Source organism: Alkalicoccus halolimnae, assembly GCF_008014775.2.
In the GTDB taxonomy this organism is placed as follows: domain Bacteria; phylum Bacillota; class Bacilli; order Bacillales; family Salisediminibacteriaceae; genus Alkalicoccus; species Alkalicoccus halolimnae.
In genome coordinates this window covers 76,235-93,938 of sequence record NZ_CP144914.1, presented here as the reverse complement: position 1 = coordinate 93,938, position 17,704 = coordinate 76,235, and the positions used below count along the sequence as shown (strand labels likewise).

The window sequence follows — 17,704 nt, the reverse complement described above, 5'->3', positions numbered from 1 at the left end:
TCTCCTGTCGTAAAACGAAAAAAGCAGCCTTCTCCATCCGTGGAGAAAGCTGCTTCTGTATTGTGTGCCGTTTTATTCTTCTCCCTTTTCGTGCCTCTCATCTCTGTCACGCATTTGCGGGAAGAGGAGAACATCACGTATAGAGGATGAATTGGTAAGGAGCATAACGAGCCTGTCAATCCCGATACCGAGCCCCCCTGTAGGAGGGAGCCCGTATTCCAGTGATTCCAGAAAGTCCTCATCCATCATATGGGCTTCTTCATCTCCCTGCTCACGCTCGAGGAGCTGAGATTCGAAACGCTCACGCTGATCCACCGGATCGTTAAGCTCGGTAAAGGCATTGGCATGTTCCCTTCCGACGATAAACAGTTCGAAACGATCGGTGAAGCGTCCATCCTGCGCATTTTTCTTAGCGAGAGGAGAAATGTCAAGAGGATGACCATAGACGAAAGTAGGCTGAATAAGATTTTCTTCTACGAACTCCTCAAAGAATTCGTTTACTACATGGCCGAATTTCATCGTCTCTTTCACCGGCACCTTATGTTCTTTAGCAAGAGCACGGGCTTCTTCGTCTGTCATTTCCTTCCAGAAGTCCACACCTGTATATTCTTTGATAATATCCACCATGTGAACCCGCTTCCATGCTGGTTCCAGGTTAATTTCTTCTTCCCCGTAAACCGCTTTTGTAGTGCCAAGCACCTCGCGTGCAATATGAGCGACGAGATTTTCTGTAAGAGTCATGATATCTTCATAATCTGCGTATGCTTCATAAAGTTCGATCATAGTAAATTCCGGGTTATGACGGGTCGATACCCCTTCGTTTCGGAAAACGCGGCCGATTTCATACACTTTTTCCAGGCCGCCGACGATCAGGCGCTTTAAGTGCAGCTCGATCGCGATTCGCATATAAAGCGTCATATCGAGGGCGTTATGGTGCGTAACGAACGGGCGTGCCGTTGCTCCACCTGGAATCGCGTGCATCATCGGAGTTTCTACTTCCAGATAGCCCCGGTCATCGAGATACCGGCGCATCGACTGCAGGATGCGGCTGCGCAGCACGAACGTGTCACGCACTTCCGGATTTACGATTAAGTCCAGATAGCGCTGACGGTAGCGCTGTTCCACGTCTTTCAGACCGTGATATTTATCCGGGAGCGGCCGAAGGGACTTGGAGAGGAATTCCAGCCTGCTTGCTTTGACAGAAATTTCACCGACCTTTGTTTTAAAGATAACTCCCTCAATTCCAAGGAGATCCCCGATATCTGCCCGGGTAAACAGATCATACTGCTCTTCCCCGACTCCATCTTTCCTGACATAAATCTGGATCTGCCCGGATAGGTCCTGAAGGTGGGCAAATCCTGCTTTTCCTTTGCCTCTTTTCGTCATCATCCGTCCAGCGATTGTAACCGGCACTTCCGTTTCAGCAAGTTCTTCTTTTGAAAGGTCGTCATACTGCGATACTATTCCGGCTGCATCGTGGGTACGTTCAAAACGACCGCCGAATGGGTCAATTCCCAGATCAAGCATGTTCTGCAGCTTTTCCTTGCGCACCTGCATTTGATCGGAGGTTTCAAGTTCCTGACTCACATTCATCATCTCCTGTGTATAATAATTTATGCTTTCTTCCATAAAAAAACATTTATAAACGCATGAAGAAAACTGCCGACCCTGGCCGGCAGTTTTCATTATCTCCACGTATTATAGGCAACTATCCCTGCTGTGTCAACCTGAGGGCTGCTGCCTGAGGCTGTTTTTCTTCCAGCCTGCCACCGATATCAATCAGCATTTCAGCTATGGCATGGCGGGTCGTCCTTCTTTGGTATATCAGTAAGCTCGTTTGTGCCTTTCACGTACAGCCTCTTCTTCTGCCTCTTTCGTTCTTCATTGAAAAAAACATGTACAGCACCCTGTTACGTAATTTTCACAACGTCGTTTCGATCCTCTTTTTCATTTACCCATTCTTCGATTTTCCTCCCGTGAATGCGCAGATCCGGAGCAATCTCCTCGAGAGGGACGAGTACGAACGCCCTTTCAGTCATACGGGGGTGGGGAATGGTAAGAGCCTCCAAATCTATGTGCTCTTCTCCATACAGCAGAATATCAAGGTCGATCGTGCGGGGCCCCCACTTTTCCTTACGTTCACGGCCTATGGCAGCTTCAATGGACTGGGTCACCTCCAGCAGATTCAGTGGGGAGAGCGCTGTATCTACCGCTGCAGCAATGTTTAAAAAGTCCGGCTGATCCGTCACACCGACTGCTTTCGTTTCATAAAAAGAGGAGACGTCCAGTACGGTGATTTCATCTTCGGCGCTGAGGAGAGAAAGGGCTCTCTCCAGCTGTTCCCTGCGCTCCCCCAGGTTGGCTCCGAGGCTGAGGTAGGCTGTCGTCACTGGTTTTCAAACCCCCGCTCACGGCGGATTTCCACAGCAACCGAGTCGTAGTGTCCCGGAATCGGCGGGTCAGGCTTGGTAACTTTCACGGTTACTGCTTCGATTACGGCGAAACGCTGAAGAACGAGCTTCGCAATTCGTGATGTCAGCGTCTCGACAAGTTTAACCGGCTCTCCTTCGAGGACTTCTTTGGCTGCTTCATATACTTTTGCATAGTTTACCGTATCATCAAGGTCATCGGTCCGTCCCGGCTTTTCCGCATCCATTTCCAGAATAATATCCGCGTAAAAACGCTGACCGAGCTCATTTTCCTGGTGAAAAGCTCCATGGTAGCCGTAAAACCGCATCCCCTGTACATATACTTTATCCATTCTATACGCCTCCTGCCATAGTGAGTGGTTTTCCACCTTTGCCGATCATTGCATCCATCATTTTTGCCATACGGCTGATTTCAAGTACGTCATGCACGCGTACCATTTCGCATCCCTGGTCAATACCGCGGCAGACCGTGGCCCCTGTTCCTTCGATTCGTTCATCCACCGGAAGTTCCAAAGTTTTTGCGATTAACGATTTTCGGGAAGTCCCGAGAAGAACGGGATATCCGAGATTTGTAAATTCCTCCATGTGGCGCATGACGAGAAGGTTTTCTTCGTAGGATTTTGCAAAACCGACTCCCGGATCGAGAATGATCCGCTCTTTTTTTACTCCGCTCTTCAGGCAGATATCAACCGATTCCGCGAGGTCTTCTTTTATATTTTCAACCAGACTGGTGTATTCTGCTCTTTCGCGGTTGTGCATGAGAATAATCGGCACGTCATAACGGGCGGCGACAGAAGCCATTTCTTTATCTGCTTTCGCTCCCCAGACGTCGTTAATGATATTCGCTCCAGCCTGAAGCGCCTTTTCGGCGACAGAGGCTTTATACGTATCGATGGAGATCGGCACGCTGACTGCTTTTCTTACCGCTTTGATGGCCGGAAGCACTCTGGCCGCCTCCTCTTCTGCGTCTATAGTTACAGCGCCGGGACGCGTCGATTCGCCGCCGATATCAATAATATCCGCCCCTTCGGCAACCATATTCTCTGCCCGGACTTTCGCTGCTTTCGCTTCTTTGTAACTGCCGCCGTCGGAAAAAGAATCAGGCGTCACGTTTAAGATGCCCATAATATACGTCTTTTCGTCAAAATTAAGCTCAAAACCGTCCCACGTCATGCTCTTGACCTTATTCATCATTACCACCCGGCTTTCTATTGGGGTTTTCTGTCCTGTCCGCCGCATACCGGTAGACACTTTGCAAAAGCGTTGTTTTTTCTCCGCTGCTTCCCGGAAAGAAGTGTTCATCCCATGCGGAAACGGGCACGATCTCCTGAATGGAGTTCGTTAAAAAAACTTCGTCGGCTTCGAGGGCTTTTTTCAATGAAAAGCGCCCTTCCACCACCCGGAGCCCGAGCTCTTCGGCTATTGCTTTGACGAAACGGGAGGTAATGCCATTTAAGCAGCCGCAGGATTCATCCGGTGTATAAAGCTGGTCCTTTTTTACGAAAAACAGGTTTGATGTAATGCCTTCAGACAGTACCCCGTTTTCCGTCAAAAATATGCCTTCTGTATTTCCATGTTCCTGTATTTCTCTTTTGGCAAGGATGTTGTTCAAATAATGGTGCGACTTTCTCCGCACCGCTCCTTCCGGGGAATTGCGACGCAGTTTCAGCGTGCGGACTTCTTTCTGCTCCGGTAAGAAATCCGGCAGCGGCTTGATATATAAAATCGTCAGCGGTTCTCCATAGATAGCAGCCGGAAGGCCGACTCCTTCTGCGCCTCCGGAAACGTTGAGCCGGAAGTAGGCATCTTCAAGTTGATTCGCCTCCAGCAGATCGGCAGCGGCCTGCCGGATCTCTTCTTCAAACGAAGCAGGAAGTTCAACGGCCAGCTCCCTGGCTCCTGCCTCGAGCCGTGCCAGGTGATCCTTTAATAAGAAAGGTTCACCCCCGTAGGTGCGGAATGTCTCGAACAACCCTGCCCCGTAAAGAAATCCGTGTTCATAGGGGGAAATACGTACGTCATGATCCGGCTTTATTTCTCCATTTACGTAGAGATACATACTTGATCTTTCTCCTTGTAAACATCGAGAAAGTTACGGAGGATAACTTTGCCGGTATTGGTCATGATTGATTCCGGATGAAACTGCACACCTTCTACAGCCAGTTCCTTGTGACGGACAGCCATAATTTCCCCTTCTGCTGTTTCAGCGGTAATGTCAAAGCAGTCTGGAAGTGTTTCCCGCTTTACGATTAAGGAGTGGTAGCGGGTCGCGGTGAAAGGATTCTCAAGACCTTGAAAGATCGTTTTCCCGTCATGATTTACCGGGGACGTTTTCCCGTGCATCAGTCTCTCCGCCCTTACGACATCTCCTCCGAACACCTGCGCAATGGACTGGTGTCCGAGGCAGACCCCGAAAATCGGAATCTTTCCGGCAAAAGCGCGGATCGCTTCCATAGAGATTCCTGCTTCGTCCGGCGAACAAGGGCCCGGTGAAATCATTAAATAATCAGGGTTCATTTCGGCAATTTCTTCTACAGTAATCTGGTCATTACGGCGGACTTCCAGCTCCTGTCCCATTTCTCCAAGATACTGCACCAGGTTGTACGTAAAGGAATCATAGTTATCAATCATTAATATCATTTTAAAATCCTCCTCTGCTCAAGCTCTTCTTCACTCTGCTCTTTTGCCTTCCAAAGGGCTTTGGCTTTTTTTAGGGATTCCCGGTATTCCGCCTGAGGCATGGAATCAATAACTATTCCCGCCCCCGCCTGAACGTAGGCTTTCCCTGCTTTTGCAATCATCGTGCGGATCGTAATATTTAACTCCATATCCTTATTGAAACCAATCCAGCCCATCGAGCCGGTGTAGGCACCCCGGCGTACCGGTTCCAGTTCCTCAATAATTTCCATCGTGCGGATTTTCGGTGCCCCGGTAATCGTCCCCCCCGGGAACGCCGCCGCAATAACGTCCAGCGTATCATTTTCAGACGCTTTCGTTCCGCGCACATTGGAAACGATGTGCTGTACGTGCGAATATTTTTCAATAACCATCAGTTCATCGACTTCCACCGTGCCGTAAGCGCAGACACGGCCGAGGTCGTTTCTTTCCAGATCTACGAGCATAATGTGCTCCGCCCGTTCCTTTTCGTTCGCAAGCAGCGTTTCTGCGAGCTCACGGTCTTCCTTTTCATCCCTGCCCCGGGAGCGGGTCCCGGCAATCGGACGTGTACTCACTTCGTCCCCGTTCACTTTGACGAGCAGTTCAGGGGAAGCGCTGATGTACTGCAGCTCCGGAGTGTGCATGTAGCCCATATAGGGAGATGGGTTGATGCTGCGAAGCGAGTTGTAAATATGCACCGGCTCGGCTGAGAGCGGTCTCGCTTCCCTTACGGATAAATTAACCTGAAACACATCTCCCTGGACGATATAGTTCTGGGTTTTTTTAACCGCCTCTGCAAATTCTGCTTCTGAAAAAGAACGTTCGGAAGCGGAAGCGTCCACTTTTCCATTGTCTTTGAAATCCGGAACTACTCCAGTCTGGGCTTCCTGCCAGCTCCGCTCCATTTCCAGCAGCCGTTTTTCCGCTTCCCCTTCGTCAACGACAATATTCCAGCGGAGCTGCTGCTTATGATCGATCACATAGACTTCGTCAAAAGCCAGCAGAAAGACATCGTCTGTCGCCAGATCATCCGCGGCATTACGGGGCAGCTCTTCAAACTCTCGGACGAGGTCATAGCTGAACTGCCCTGCAATACCCCCCTGAAAATCAGGAAGCGATGGCTCTTTTTCCGCTTCATAAAACGCAAGCCAGCTCCGAAGAGAGGAAAGCAGGGACCCTTTATAAGTGAACGTTTCTTCTCCCTGCTCAACAGTGAGCAGATTGTCTTTTCCGCGGAGCTTTGCAAAAGGGGAGAGGCCTATAATCGAATAGCGGCCTCCACGTCCGCTTTCAAGAAGCATATGATTATCTTTATCTGCAGAAAGAATTCTATACGTATCGAACCAGTGCCGGCTGTCTGCCTGCAGAGAATGGGCAGACGCTGAAGGCTTTCTCTTATTACTCATCATTTACACTCCTGACTGCGTTGCCAGCTTGTTTTTCTCCCATTATTATAAGGGGGACAAGGACGAGGTGCAATCATCTTCCCTTCACAAAAACCCCCGCAGGCTCGGGATTCCGGCCTGCGGGGGTTTTCTCGTAATAAGTTTAATCCTCGAACTGGTAAAGCGGAGTGCTGAGATAACGCTCTCCATTACTTGGCACTACGGCCACGACTTTCTTTCCTTTACCGAGCTTCTTTGCTACTTCGAGCGCAGCATAAATAGCGGATCCGGAAGATACGCCTCCGAGAATTCCTTCTTCACGCGCAGCCCGGCGTGCATACTCATACGATTTCTCTGTAGAAATCTGCATGACTTCGTCAAAGATATCTGTATTAAGGATTGCAGGAACAAAACCTGCTCCGATCCCCTGAATTTTGTGAGGTCCCGGCGTTCCGCCTGAAAGGATCGGCGAATCTTCGGGCTCCAGTGCTACAATGTGCAGGTTCGGGAATTTTTCCTTTAATACTTCTCCTGCTCCGGTGATCGTTCCGCCTGTACCAATTCCGGATACGAAAGCGTCAAGCTGGTCACCCACCTGCTCAAGCAGTTCTTTACCGGTCGTTTCCCGGTGAATTTTTGGATTCGCTTCGTTTTCAAACTGCTGAGGCATGAAATATCCGTGCTCCTGCTGCAGTTCCACCGCTTTGGCAATCGCACCCTTCATTCCTTTCGGCCCTGGAGTAAGAACGAGATCCGCTCCGTAGGCACGCAGAAGATTGCGGCGCTCCATACTCATCGTGTCCGGCATAACGAGCACGCTTTTATAGCCTTTTGCTGCCGCAACCATTGCCAGGCCGATACCCGTGTTACCGCTTGTCGGCTCAAGAATAGTATCTCCCGGTTTCAGATTACCCTTCTCTTCTGCTGCTTCGATCATAGAAAGCGCGATCCGGTCTTTAACACTTGCACCCGGATTCTGATATTCAAGTTTCAGATAAACGTCTGCATGTTCTTCCGATACCATCCGCTGCAGCTTAACGAGCGGAGTATCTCCAATCAGTTCCGTAATGGAATTTGCTACTTTAGCCATGAAAAATGCCTCCTCTTTTAATCCTGAGTATTTTAATGTGATTAGTTAACTTTGATTAAGTTGATAATAGCAAAAGTTTCCTTAAATTGCAACTCTCTTATTTCTCTGCCATTCGGCTGTCCAGAATGTCCTGAAGTTCCTGTTTCGTAATCCAGTACTGCTCGTTACAGAAATGGCAGGTCGTTTCCGCTCCTCCGTCTTCATGAATCATGGCATACAGTTCCTGTCCATCAATGCTCGCCAGTGCCGTCATTATGCGTTCCTTGGAGCAGTGGCATTCAAAAGCGGTTTCTTTTGTTTCAAGCAGCCGGTAGTTTTCTTCCCCGGCAAGCTGTTCAATGATCTGCTCCGGCGTGTCGCCGCGTTTGATCATCGCCGAGATCGGCGGCAGTGCCTGGAGCCGGTTTTCTATCTGGTCGAGAATTTCCTCTGTCGCTCCCGGCATAATCTGCAGAATAAAACCGCCCGCTCCTTCCACGATATCGTCTTTGCCGACGACCACACCCAGACCGACGGAGGAAGGGGTCTGTTCGGAAGTTGCAAAATAGTAGGTGAAATCTTCAGCAAGTTCTCCTGATACGAGCGGAACGCTTCCTGTGAAATGATCACGCATACCGAGGTCCTTTACTACGGAGAGCGACCCTTCCGTACCGACAGCGGCCGCTACGTTTAGTTTGCCGTTTTCGCGGCGCTCCGGATCGACATGACTGTTGCTGATATAGCCCCGTGCCGTCCCTCGTGCGGTGGCATCGACAATAATCGGGCTTGCCGGACCGCTTCCCTCCACTTTAATAGTCAGCTTCTCGTCTCCTTTGAGCATACTTCCCATCATTGTGCCTGCTGTAAGGGACCGTCCGAGCACCGCCGTTGCCGTGCGCCACGTATCGTGCCTGCGGGCTGCCTCTTTCACCATATCGGTAGAGCGCATTGCATAAATTCTGATTTTGTCTTCATAGGCTAAGGCCTTCACTAAATAATCTGACATACTTTTTCCTCCTTAAGAAAATAGTTCCTGATTTTTTTGGTAAATAAACTGCAGACCTTCGAGCGTCAGGAATTCTTCCTCCCACTGAATCGCGGCAGTTTCTGATTTAATCCAGCCGGCTTCCCGGCCTGTCGCAACTACAGGGGCTTTTCTTCCTGCTTCCTGCTGGATGCGGAGAATCATCCCTTCCACTTCGCTGATCAACCCGTACCGGCATCCGGACTGCAGTGCTTCTACTGTGCTCCTGCCGATAACTCTCCCGGCGGCTGTAGCCGTTTCGATCCGCGGCAGTTTGGACGCTTTCTGTGTCAGAGCGTCGATTGCGATCCCCATTCCCGGAGTAATCGCTCCGCCAAGATACTGGCCTTTTTCATTGACGTAGCAGTACGTCGTAGCTGTGCCAAAATCGACCACAATGAATGGAGGGCCGTATTTTTCCAAAGCAGCTACCGAATTGGTAATCCGGTCGGCGCCGACTTCCCTCGGGTTTTCGTAGAGGATATTCAGCCCCGTTTTCACTCCCGGACCAACAAAGTGAAGCGGAATATCGAAATGGTCATCCAATACCTCTTTCATGATCCGGTCTGCCTGAGGAACAACAGAGCAGACCATAGCCCCTTTGCATTCTTCCAGCGCTATTTCGTGCATCCCGAACATCTGGTAAAGAAGCAGCGCGTATTCATCTGCTGTTTTATCCGTATCTGTTTTTAAAGACCAGTTGGAGACCAGGGTATCCTCTTCAAATACACCAAAAGCCATTTTTGTATTGCCGATGTCGATCACAAGATTCATCCGGATGCCTCCTCCTGCACCATGGTAAAAAAGAGGAGCGTTCATATTCAGCCGCAGTCTCTCTGCCCTGTAATATGAATCGCCCCTCCACTTTTTATTCGTCTCTCTTACGGTTGTCGGTTGAATCTTCCTCCAGCGGTTTTTCTTCTGCTTTTTCCGGATTGTTCTCCGAAAGCGTCGTTTCTTCCGCCTCTGTTGTCGCAATTGTTTCCGGGTTTTCTTCTTCGCCATTTTTTGTAGCGTAGTGATCATCCGGAAGCTTTCCGTGATAAACGAGTGACTCGATCTGTTTGGCATCAAGCGTTTCATATTCAAGAAGCGTTTCTGCTACAAGCTGCAGGCTCTCTTTGTGCTTGGTGAGAATTTCCTTACATGTAGCATAAGCTTCTTTCAGAATGTGCTGTACTTCCAGATCAATTTCATGAGCAATCGCTTCACTGTAATTCTGTTCATTATTAATGTCCCGTCCAAGGAAGACTTCTCCACCCTGGCCGCTGCCAAACTGAACCGGTCCAAGCTTTTCGCTCATCCCGTATTCCATGATCATTTTACGGGCAATCGCCGTAGCTCTCTGGAAGTCGTTGGAAGCTCCGGTGCTCACTTCATTAAACATGATCTCTTCCGCTACGCGTCCGCCGAGAAGACCGATAATCTTATCAATCAACTCCGGCTTCGTCATAAAGTACCGGTCTTCTTTAGGAAGCATCATCGCATATCCGCCGGCCTGGCCTCGTGGAACGATGGTCACCTTATGAACGATATCAGCGTTTTCAAGCCTTACCCCGACAACGGTATGACCGGCCTCATGGTGGGCCACGATATTGCGTTCTTTTGCAGAAATAACTCTGTTTTTCTTGGACGGACCGGCAATGGTCCGGTCAATAGCTTCATCAATGGAAGCCATGTCAATTTTCGTTTTATCTGTTCTTGCAGCAACAAGCGCAGCTTCGTTCAGAAGGTTCTCCAGATCGGCACCGGCAAAGCCTGGTGTTCTCTGGGCAATCGCCTTTAAGTCGACGTCATCTGCAAGCGGCTTGTTTTTCACGTGGACCTGCAGCACCTGCTCGCGGCCTTTTACATCCGGACGCCCGACCGTAATCTGGCGGTCAAATCGACCCGGACGAAGCAGAGCAGGGTCAAGAATATCAGCACGGTTCGTGGCTGCGATCAAAATAATTCCTTCGTTGACACCGAAACCATCCATCTCTACGAGAAGCTGGTTCAGAGTCTGTTCACGCTCATCGTGTCCTCCGCCGAGACCTGCGCCCCGACGGCGTCCGACGGCGTCAATCTCATCAATAAAGATAATACACGGTGAATTTTTCTTCGCATTTTCGAAAAGGTCACGTACACGGGAAGCACCGACACCGACAAACATCTCTACGAAGTCGGAACCGCTGATAGAGAAGAACGGAACTCCCGCTTCTCCTGCTACGGCACGGGCGATTAAGGTTTTACCTGTTCCCGGAGGGCCGACAAGCAGCACCCCTTTTGGAATACGTGCGCCGATTTCCGCAAATTTACGTGGATCTTTAAGGAAGTCTACAACTTCTTCAAGCTCCTGCTTTTCTTCATCTGCGCCGGCTACGTCTTTAAAGCGCGCTTTCTTTTTCTCTTCACTGACAAGCTTCGCTTTACTCTTGCCGAAGTTCATCACTTTGCTTCCGCCGCCCTGAGCCTGGCTCAATAGGAAGAAAAAGAGTATGAAGATAATGACAAACGGAATAATGGCGGTCATAAAGTTAAGCCAGCCGCTCGGTTCATCCGCTTCTTCCACCATCAGTTCGGTGATACCCTGTTCTCCGGTCTGGGCTACTACGTTTTCAATGAATGTATCTAGATCAGGGATGTTAACTGTGAAGTATTCATCTTCCTCCGCTCCACGAAGCTGTCCCCTCGCTGAATATACATCTAAATTTGGTTGAATCGACAAGGATTCAATGTTGTTTTCTGCAAGTTCTTCCTCGAACTCATTGAACGTCATCTGGGTTGTCTCATCCGTGTCCGCCTGAAAAATACTGACGATACCGATGATAACCAGAAAAATTAGCAAATAAAATATCGTATTACGAAATATTCGATTCATCCTGAACCTCCTCCCACGTCAAATACACTTTTTTTATAGTATCATACCCACTGTTTTCTTCACAACAAATTTACTTCTGATAAACTTCCGGTTTCAAAATTCCGATATACGGGAGGTTCCGGTAGCGTTCAATATAATCCAGCCCGTACCCTACGACAAATTCATCCGGTACAACAAATCCGGCAGCGTCGGGGTAGATATCCACCTGGCGTCCATCCGGCTTATCCAGCAGCGTGACAATCTTAATCGATTTTGCTTTACGGTACTTGAACAAATCCGTTAAGTATTTCAGCGTATTTCCGCTGTCGATAATATCTTCTACAATAATAACGTCTCTTCCCTCAATCGACGTATTTAAATCCTTTTCGATTTTCACTTCCCCGGAGGAAACAAACCCTGTCCCATAGCTGGATACGTCCATGACGTCATATTCCAGATGAGCATCAATCTTTTTCATCAAATCTCCCATAAAAGGAAGAGAACCTTTTAAAATTCCGATTACAAGCGGAAATCGATCCGCGTATTCTTCCGTCAGCTGTGCTCCGAGTTCTGATACCTTGTCCTGAAGCTCGTTTTCGGAAATGAGCACTTCCAGAATGTCGTCTCTCATATTCTTCTAATTCCTCCTAGTTAAAATAGCAGAATTTCCGCTTTTTCTGAAAGCGAGGTGAACAGACTGCCTATCGTAATCAAAATCTTCCGGTGGTTTTACAGACTGCAAAAACGGCACCCATAGTATTGTACCATGCCTGTCTGTAATAATGGGCCACTGCGCCCGTACTTTTACAGGAATTTTTGCATCAATAAAGATTTTTTTCAGTTTCTTCGTCCCCGCTTTCGTGACGATCCGGTCTCCTGGAAGTCTTGAACGGACCGTAAGCGGCAGATCAGCGGACTTTATGAACACTTCAAGAGACGTATCTGCTTCGGGGAAAGGTTTTTCACCCGTCATCAGCACACCTCCGGGAACCTGCGTTTCTCCGGGCACTTCGACTTTATGAGGGTGGAAAATTCCCTCCTCCACGCGGTCCGTAAACACGCGTATTTGATCGTATGACTTTTCCACATAAATACCGTTGGCCGAAAAAGAAAGGCGGGGTCGTTTAAAGGCAGATAAAAGGGCGTGGACTTCTTCAATATGATGTCTTGACCAGAGTGTCTGGGGATTGAGATAAGTCAATAGTAGATGAACGCATCTCCTTTGTAAAGCAGAGGGAATTCTCTGAAAAGACGTATACGTCGTCGTAATTTCGTTACGTGTACGGGTATGTATCGCCCCTGTCAGTGCTTTTTCAGCCTGGGCGTGAACATAGGCTTCTTCTTCGGTGCGGATTTCCGACTGCCATTGGGCCGTTTCGTGAATTCGCGGATTTTCTTTTTTCAGTTCCGGGAGAACAGAGAGGCGTAATCGATTGCGCTGATAGCTTGTACTCTGATTCGAAGCGTCCATCCGGTAACAGAGATTCCTCTCTCTGCAGTAGTCTTCAATTTCTGCTTTCGTCACCGCTAAAAGCGGGCGGATCACTTCTCCTTCGTTGAGCTTCCGCCGTACGGGTATGCCTTTCATCCCCTGGACACTCCCGCGGACGAAGCGCATCAGCATCGTTTCCACCTGATCATCTCCGTGATGAGCCGTTGCCACTTTTTCTGCTCCTGTTTCTTTCATAGCCTCTTCAAATAACTTGTACCTTTCTGTGCGGGCGGTCTGCTGAAGTCCCCGGCCCGTCTCTTTCATACGAACCGGAACATCGGTATGTTTCAAAAGAAAAGGCAGCTCCAGACGCAGCGCTTCCGCTTCGACAAAAGCGGCATCTTCATCCGCTTCCGGACGGACGTGATGATGGATATGCAGCACGATAAGGTCCAGTTCAAGCGAATTTAAATAATGCAGCATCGCCACGCTGTCAGGCCCGCCGGATACCGCTGCAATCACCTTTTCCCCTTTCGTCAACAGGCCGTGACGCTTGATAAAGCTATTGATCTCCTGTTTCATAGCGGTTGCCTATTCCTTTCCCGAAAGAAAACAAAGAAAGCGCGAGGACGAGACCAGCAGCAATGCCCCCGGCCTGAAGCATTGTCTGCACCCCGTTTTCCAGTCCTTCAATATATTCTCCCTCTACAAATGCAAGCATTGTAAAATAAGCAAGACTTCCCGGAACGAGAGGAAGAATCCCGGGAATGGAAAGCGTTGTTGCCGGAATCTGCAGCTTACGGGCCAGATAATGAGCAATTGTTGCTGCTGTAAAAGAAGCAATGACCGTTGCCACTATATCCGTTACTCCGATCTCCAGAGCCGTCTGCAGGGCAAACCACGTCCATGCCCCGATCAGACCCCCTATGAGAAGGACGCGTCGGGGCACACTAAAAATAATTCCAAAGCCTATGATCGCAAAAAAGGTGATGATAAGTTCCAATATAAGATCCATACGCGCCCTCCTTTATAAAAATATCGAAATAGCCAGTGCTACCCCGCTCGCAATGGACAACGAAGTAAGCAGGGCTTCCACCCCCCGGCTCATACCTGCCAGTAAATCTCCGGATAAAAGGTCCCGTACCGCATTCGTAAGCGGCACTCCCGGGACGAGGGGCATGAGCGAACCGATGATAATCTGATCAATATTCTGCCCCAGACCGAGCATGACAAAAGCGATCGCAGAGGAGCTGCCGACAAAGGCGGCTGCTATTTCCGAAGCGAAACGCACTTTTAAGTAGCCTTCTATTTCCACAAGGGCAATACTTGCAAGCATTGCTGCAAAAAAGGCCGGAATATAATCAAACAGTCCTCCTCCGAAAAGGTAGGAAAAGCCCGCACCTGCTATACCCGCACCAAAGTGAATCAGCCATATCGGATACTGGATTTTCGCACGGTATATTTCTTCAAGCCGCTTTTCCGCTTCCTGGACCGTAAGCATGCCGGACGTAAATTCCCGGGAGACCTGATTTACTTCAGTAACTTTATTTAAATCCTGCATGCGGTTGTCCACGCGGACCATCTGCATAAGATCGCCTTTACCCTTTCGTTCTTCAAATGACAAAAAGATACCGGTCGTCGTTGTGAAACAATGCACATTTGTAAAGCCCGCGGCCTGAGCCATTCTCTCAATCGTCTCTTCGACGCGGTAGGTTTCCGCCCCGTATGTCAGCATAATTTCGCCTGCCCTCAGGCAGACGTCCATAACTTTATCTGCTTTTGCTCCCATCGAAGCTCCACCTCCCGCCTTGCTGGCTGTTTATGCAAAACAAAAGATGCGCCGCCTCGGTTGCACAGGGACGGACACATCTTCAATCCTGCTGGTTATTTTCCCGCTGACTGCCCGGCTGCCCCGCCGTCTTTTTTCGGAGGACAGCCAGACGTTCTTCGCTCTCTTTTAAAAACCGGTTCATTTTCTCTTCAAAAAAAGCCGGACTCTCCCGCTGTTTCTTCGGATCCGGGTGCTTGTCTTCTGCTGCTTTCTCCCCGGCAGGCTCGAGGGCTTTACGGATCGAAAAAGAGATTTTCCCGTTCTCCTGAACTTTCAGCACCCGGACGGTAACTTCTTCCCCGACACTTAGATGCTCCCGGATATCCTTTACGAAGCCGGCAGCAATTTCGCTGATATGTACCAGTCCTTTTTCGCCGCTCTCCAGCTGCACAAATGCTCCAAAATTCGTTATTTTAGTAACTTTCGCCTGATAATTCCTGCCTGCTTCAACTGCCATGGACGGGCGGCCCTCCTTCACAATAAGTTTTATTAATGTTCGTTATTGTTTTTAGAGTATAGATCTTCTGCTTTTCATTACCAATAGTTAAAAAGCTTTGCTGAGGCGATTTTCAAGACGCCTGCGAAAGGCGCAAAGATTCTCCCGGAGGATAAAGCGCAGTCTGAAGATCAGCTTTTGCAAAAGTACTTCTCGCAAAAGTCAGCTGAAAACAAGCGCTCGGGAAGGCGTCCGTCTGAAACGGAGGTCAGCTGCCTTATTCGTTTTTAGAGGGCTGCCTACTATTAGGAAATTAATTCATTTGTATACCATTTTTAAAGCGGCTGTACTATCTATCCTGTACCTTTTTCCAATGGCTTCAATGCCGGGAAGAAGCTGAAAGGTTTATTCTGACGGCTCCTCGTCACGCGGGAGCTGAAAGAGCGTTTCGTTCGGCTTCGTTAAAAAGTAGTCGCGGCGTGCCAGTTCCGCAATATATTCCGGATTATGGAGCGCTTCAATTTCTTCTTCCAGCGCTGTTCCTTCTTCCTTCATATCGGAGAGCTGCGTTTCCAGCTGATAATTTTCCTGTTCCTGACTTTCAATCGCATTATGCTGCTGGAAAAGAGTGATTACTGCAAAAATCATAAAGGCACCTATTGCTCCGCCAAAAACACTGAGACGGCGTTTCAGGCCTTTTTTCCTGCGCTCTTTTTCTTCGCGCATTTTTTCCTGATGTTCAATATATTCAGAGGTAAGCCTCCGCACTTGAGGATAACGTTTATCTTTCATAACCAGACCTCCTTCACCCTTTTCTCCTATCATATGACAGGAAAGTATTACTAGCAAGGGGAGAAGGTGTTTTCTCAGTCTTCTGGACGCTCTTCAGAAAGAATTTCGTAAAAAGAAGCAGCATCTGCCTTTTTGGCGGCTTCATCTGTCCGGTTAATTTTCAGCTTCACTGTTTTCTGACCGAAACGGACGGTCAGCTCATCTCCGACTTTCACTTCCGTCCCTGCCTTTGCATTACTGCCGTTGACCTGCACTCGTCCCTGATCAGCAACTTCCTTCGCCATCGTCCGGCGCTTAATCAGTCTCGATACTTTCAAATACTTATCTAAACGCATACTGTCACCCTCTTCTTTCCGTCAATTTTGCTTCTTCCCAGAGTTTATCGAGATCCTCCAGGCTTTCTTTTTTTATATCGCGATTTTCCTGTACGAGGCGTTCTTCAATAAATCGAAACCGTCTCGAGAACTTGCGGTTCGTCTGCTGGAGCGCTTCTTCCGGATCTATTTTATGGAAACGGGCTGCGTTGACGAGCGAAAACAGCACGTCCCCCAGTTCTTCGGAAGCTGCCTGCTTTTCTCCCGCTTCCAGCTCCTTTTTCCATTCGGCAATCTCTTCTTCGACCTTGCTCCACATCGGAGCTTCTTCTCCCCAGTCAAAGCCCACACGAGCTGCCTTTTTCTGCAGCTTAGAAGCCTGAAGCAGTCCGGGAAGCGCTTTAGGAATGCCGTCCAGTTCTGATTCCCGGCTTTCTCCCTGTTTTTCTTCCTTTTTGATCTCTTCCCAGTTGCGGAGCACTTCGTCCGCATCTTCCGCTTTCGTTTCTCCAAATACATGCGGATGACGGCGGATCATTTTTTCCGTCACATGCTCAATCACATCCGCAATATCAAAATATCCGTCATCCTCGCCGATCTGCGCATGCAGCATCACCTGAAGCAGCACGTCACCGAGCTCTTCGGTGATGTGATCGTCATCTTCCTCATCAATTGCTTCGAGCAGTTCATATACTTCCTCCACTGCGTACCGCTTCAGCGATTCATGAGTCTGCTTTTTATCCCACGGACATCCGTCCGGTCCGCGCAGCGTACGGATAACATGACGCAGCGTGGAAAATTCTCTGTAGAGCTGTTTTTCTTCTGTTACCGGCGCACAGTAAAGAGCCGTCAGATTGCTAAGACCCGCTGTGCGGTCTATTTCAAACAGGGGAACGGTAACGAGCGATTCCTCCGCTGTCCCGGCGGCAGTAACGACTGTCACCGGATAATCGTCGGGATACCGCTCCATCAGCGCAATTTTCACGTTTGATGCGCTCATCGCGTCGTACACCTGGCTGATAATAACGTGCTGGGTGACAGCCAGTTCATCTCCCTTCAGGTCCGTTCCGTCAACCAGCTGAAAGCCGTCATTTGGATCTATCTGCAGAGCGGTGAACATTGGATCCAGAAAACTCTGGCCGCCTTCAATGGAGACCGGGACGACCGGCTGATGAAGCAGCAGCTGCACCGTCATCTCCGCCACGAGCGGATGACCCGGGACGGCATAGACGATGGAGCCCTTTTCCTGAGCTGTTTTCATTAGTTCTTCGGCAATGGCGGGGTACACTTCTTCAAACGTATCGGTCTTTTCATAAACATTATCAAAACTGTGAAAAGCGATCCCTTCCTGCTGAAGCTCTTTGACAAGCGGGTGGTCGATCGTGCGTATCATTACTTCTTCCTGTTTCAAGAGCATTTTGTAAACACCGAGAGGGAGCTGATCAAGATCCCCTGCTCCGAGTCCGACGATGCGTATATGTGGTTCCGGCATGGA

19 protein-coding genes are annotated in these 17,704 nt (G+C 49.2%); all 19 read right to left on the bottom strand.

Annotated elements, in window-relative coordinates:
- Window positions 1-72 precede the first annotated feature (72 nt).
- Complete coding sequence (lysS, locus tag FTX54_RS00405; protein ID WP_246125710.1) at window positions 73-1,557, bottom strand: lysine--tRNA ligase; 1,485 nt, start codon at window positions 1,555-1,557, stop codon at window positions 73-75.
- 353 nt (window positions 1,558-1,910) lie between these two features.
- A complete protein-coding gene (folK, locus tag FTX54_RS00400) occupies window positions 1,911-2,390 on the bottom strand; it encodes a 2-amino-4-hydroxy-6-hydroxymethyldihydropteridine diphosphokinase (protein ID WP_147805088.1) in 480 nt (159 codons plus the stop codon).
- Window positions 2,387-2,761 carry a dihydroneopterin aldolase gene (gene folB / locus FTX54_RS00395; RefSeq protein WP_147805089.1) on the bottom strand — a complete coding sequence of 125 codons (375 nt, stop codon included), beginning with the start codon at window positions 2,759-2,761 and terminating at the stop codon, window positions 2,387-2,389. Before folB ends, folK begins: the two co-directional genes overlap by 4 nt.
- A 1-nt stretch (window position 2,762) precedes the next feature.
- Window positions 2,763-3,602: a dihydropteroate synthase gene (folP, locus tag FTX54_RS00390; RefSeq protein ID WP_422387424.1), complete on the bottom strand. Its 840-nt coding sequence runs from the start codon at window positions 3,600-3,602 to the stop codon at window positions 2,763-2,765.
- A gap of 10 nt (window positions 3,603-3,612) precedes the next feature.
- Window positions 3,613-4,488, bottom strand: coding sequence for an aminodeoxychorismate lyase (pabC, locus tag FTX54_RS00385; RefSeq protein ID WP_147805090.1), 876 nt, complete (start codon window positions 4,486-4,488; stop codon window positions 3,613-3,615).
- Window positions 4,473-5,069 carry an aminodeoxychorismate/anthranilate synthase component II gene (pabA, locus tag FTX54_RS00380; protein ID WP_147805091.1) on the bottom strand — a complete coding sequence of 199 codons (597 nt, stop codon included), beginning with the start codon at window positions 5,067-5,069 and terminating at the stop codon, window positions 4,473-4,475. The genes pabC and pabA overlap by 16 nt, the downstream gene beginning before the upstream one ends.
- On the bottom strand, window positions 5,066-6,493 hold the full coding sequence (locus FTX54_RS00375; protein ID WP_147805092.1) for an anthranilate synthase component I family protein: 1,428 nt from the start codon (window positions 6,491-6,493) through the stop codon (window positions 5,066-5,068). Before FTX54_RS00375 ends, pabA begins: the two co-directional genes overlap by 4 nt.
- Before the next feature lie 142 nt (window positions 6,494-6,635).
- On the bottom strand, window positions 6,636-7,562 hold the full coding sequence (gene cysK, locus FTX54_RS00370; RefSeq protein ID WP_147805093.1) for a cysteine synthase A: 927 nt from the start codon (window positions 7,560-7,562) through the stop codon (window positions 6,636-6,638).
- 97 nt (window positions 7,563-7,659) lie between these two features.
- Entirely contained in the window at window positions 7,660-8,547 is an 888-nt protein-coding gene (gene hslO / locus FTX54_RS00365) for an Hsp33 family molecular chaperone HslO (protein WP_147805094.1), read from the bottom strand.
- 12 nt (window positions 8,548-8,559) lie between these two features.
- Entirely contained in the window at window positions 8,560-9,339 is a 780-nt protein-coding gene (locus tag FTX54_RS00360) for a type III pantothenate kinase (RefSeq protein WP_147805095.1), read from the bottom strand.
- A 94-nt stretch (window positions 9,340-9,433) separates the two neighbouring features.
- Window positions 9,434-11,425: an ATP-dependent zinc metalloprotease FtsH gene (ftsH, locus tag FTX54_RS00355; protein WP_147805096.1), complete on the bottom strand. Its 1,992-nt coding sequence runs from the start codon at window positions 11,423-11,425 to the stop codon at window positions 9,434-9,436.
- A gap of 70 nt (window positions 11,426-11,495) precedes the next feature.
- A complete protein-coding gene (gene hpt, locus FTX54_RS00350) occupies window positions 11,496-12,035 on the bottom strand; it encodes a hypoxanthine phosphoribosyltransferase (protein WP_147805097.1) in 540 nt (179 codons plus the stop codon).
- 6 nt (window positions 12,036-12,041) lie between these two features.
- On the bottom strand, window positions 12,042-13,418 hold the full coding sequence (tilS, locus tag FTX54_RS00345) for a tRNA lysidine(34) synthetase TilS (protein ID WP_147805098.1): 1,377 nt from the start codon (window positions 13,416-13,418) through the stop codon (window positions 12,042-12,044).
- Complete coding sequence (locus tag FTX54_RS00340) at window positions 13,399-13,851, bottom strand: threonine/serine exporter family protein (RefSeq protein WP_147805099.1); 453 nt, start codon at window positions 13,849-13,851, stop codon at window positions 13,399-13,401. The genes tilS and FTX54_RS00340 overlap by 20 nt, the downstream gene beginning before the upstream one ends.
- A gap of 12 nt (window positions 13,852-13,863) precedes the next feature.
- Entirely contained in the window at window positions 13,864-14,625 is a 762-nt protein-coding gene (locus FTX54_RS00335; RefSeq protein ID WP_147805100.1) for a threonine/serine exporter family protein, read from the bottom strand.
- Window positions 14,626-14,707: 82 nt separating this feature from the next.
- On the bottom strand, window positions 14,708-15,124 hold the full coding sequence (locus FTX54_RS00330; protein WP_147805101.1) for a S1 RNA-binding domain-containing protein: 417 nt from the start codon (window positions 15,122-15,124) through the stop codon (window positions 14,708-14,710).
- A gap of 384 nt (window positions 15,125-15,508) precedes the next feature.
- Window positions 15,509-15,895, bottom strand: coding sequence for an FtsB family cell division protein (locus FTX54_RS00325; protein WP_187254672.1), 387 nt, complete (start codon window positions 15,893-15,895; stop codon window positions 15,509-15,511).
- A gap of 74 nt (window positions 15,896-15,969) precedes the next feature.
- Complete coding sequence (locus FTX54_RS00320) at window positions 15,970-16,230, bottom strand: RNA-binding S4 domain-containing protein (protein ID WP_147805103.1); 261 nt, start codon at window positions 16,228-16,230, stop codon at window positions 15,970-15,972.
- Between the two features lie 4 nt (window positions 16,231-16,234).
- Window positions 16,235-17,701, bottom strand: a complete 1,467-nt coding sequence (mazG, locus tag FTX54_RS00315) for a nucleoside triphosphate pyrophosphohydrolase (protein WP_147805104.1) — start codon at window positions 17,699-17,701, stop codon at window positions 16,235-16,237.
- Between the last annotated feature and the right edge of the window lie 3 nt (window positions 17,702-17,704).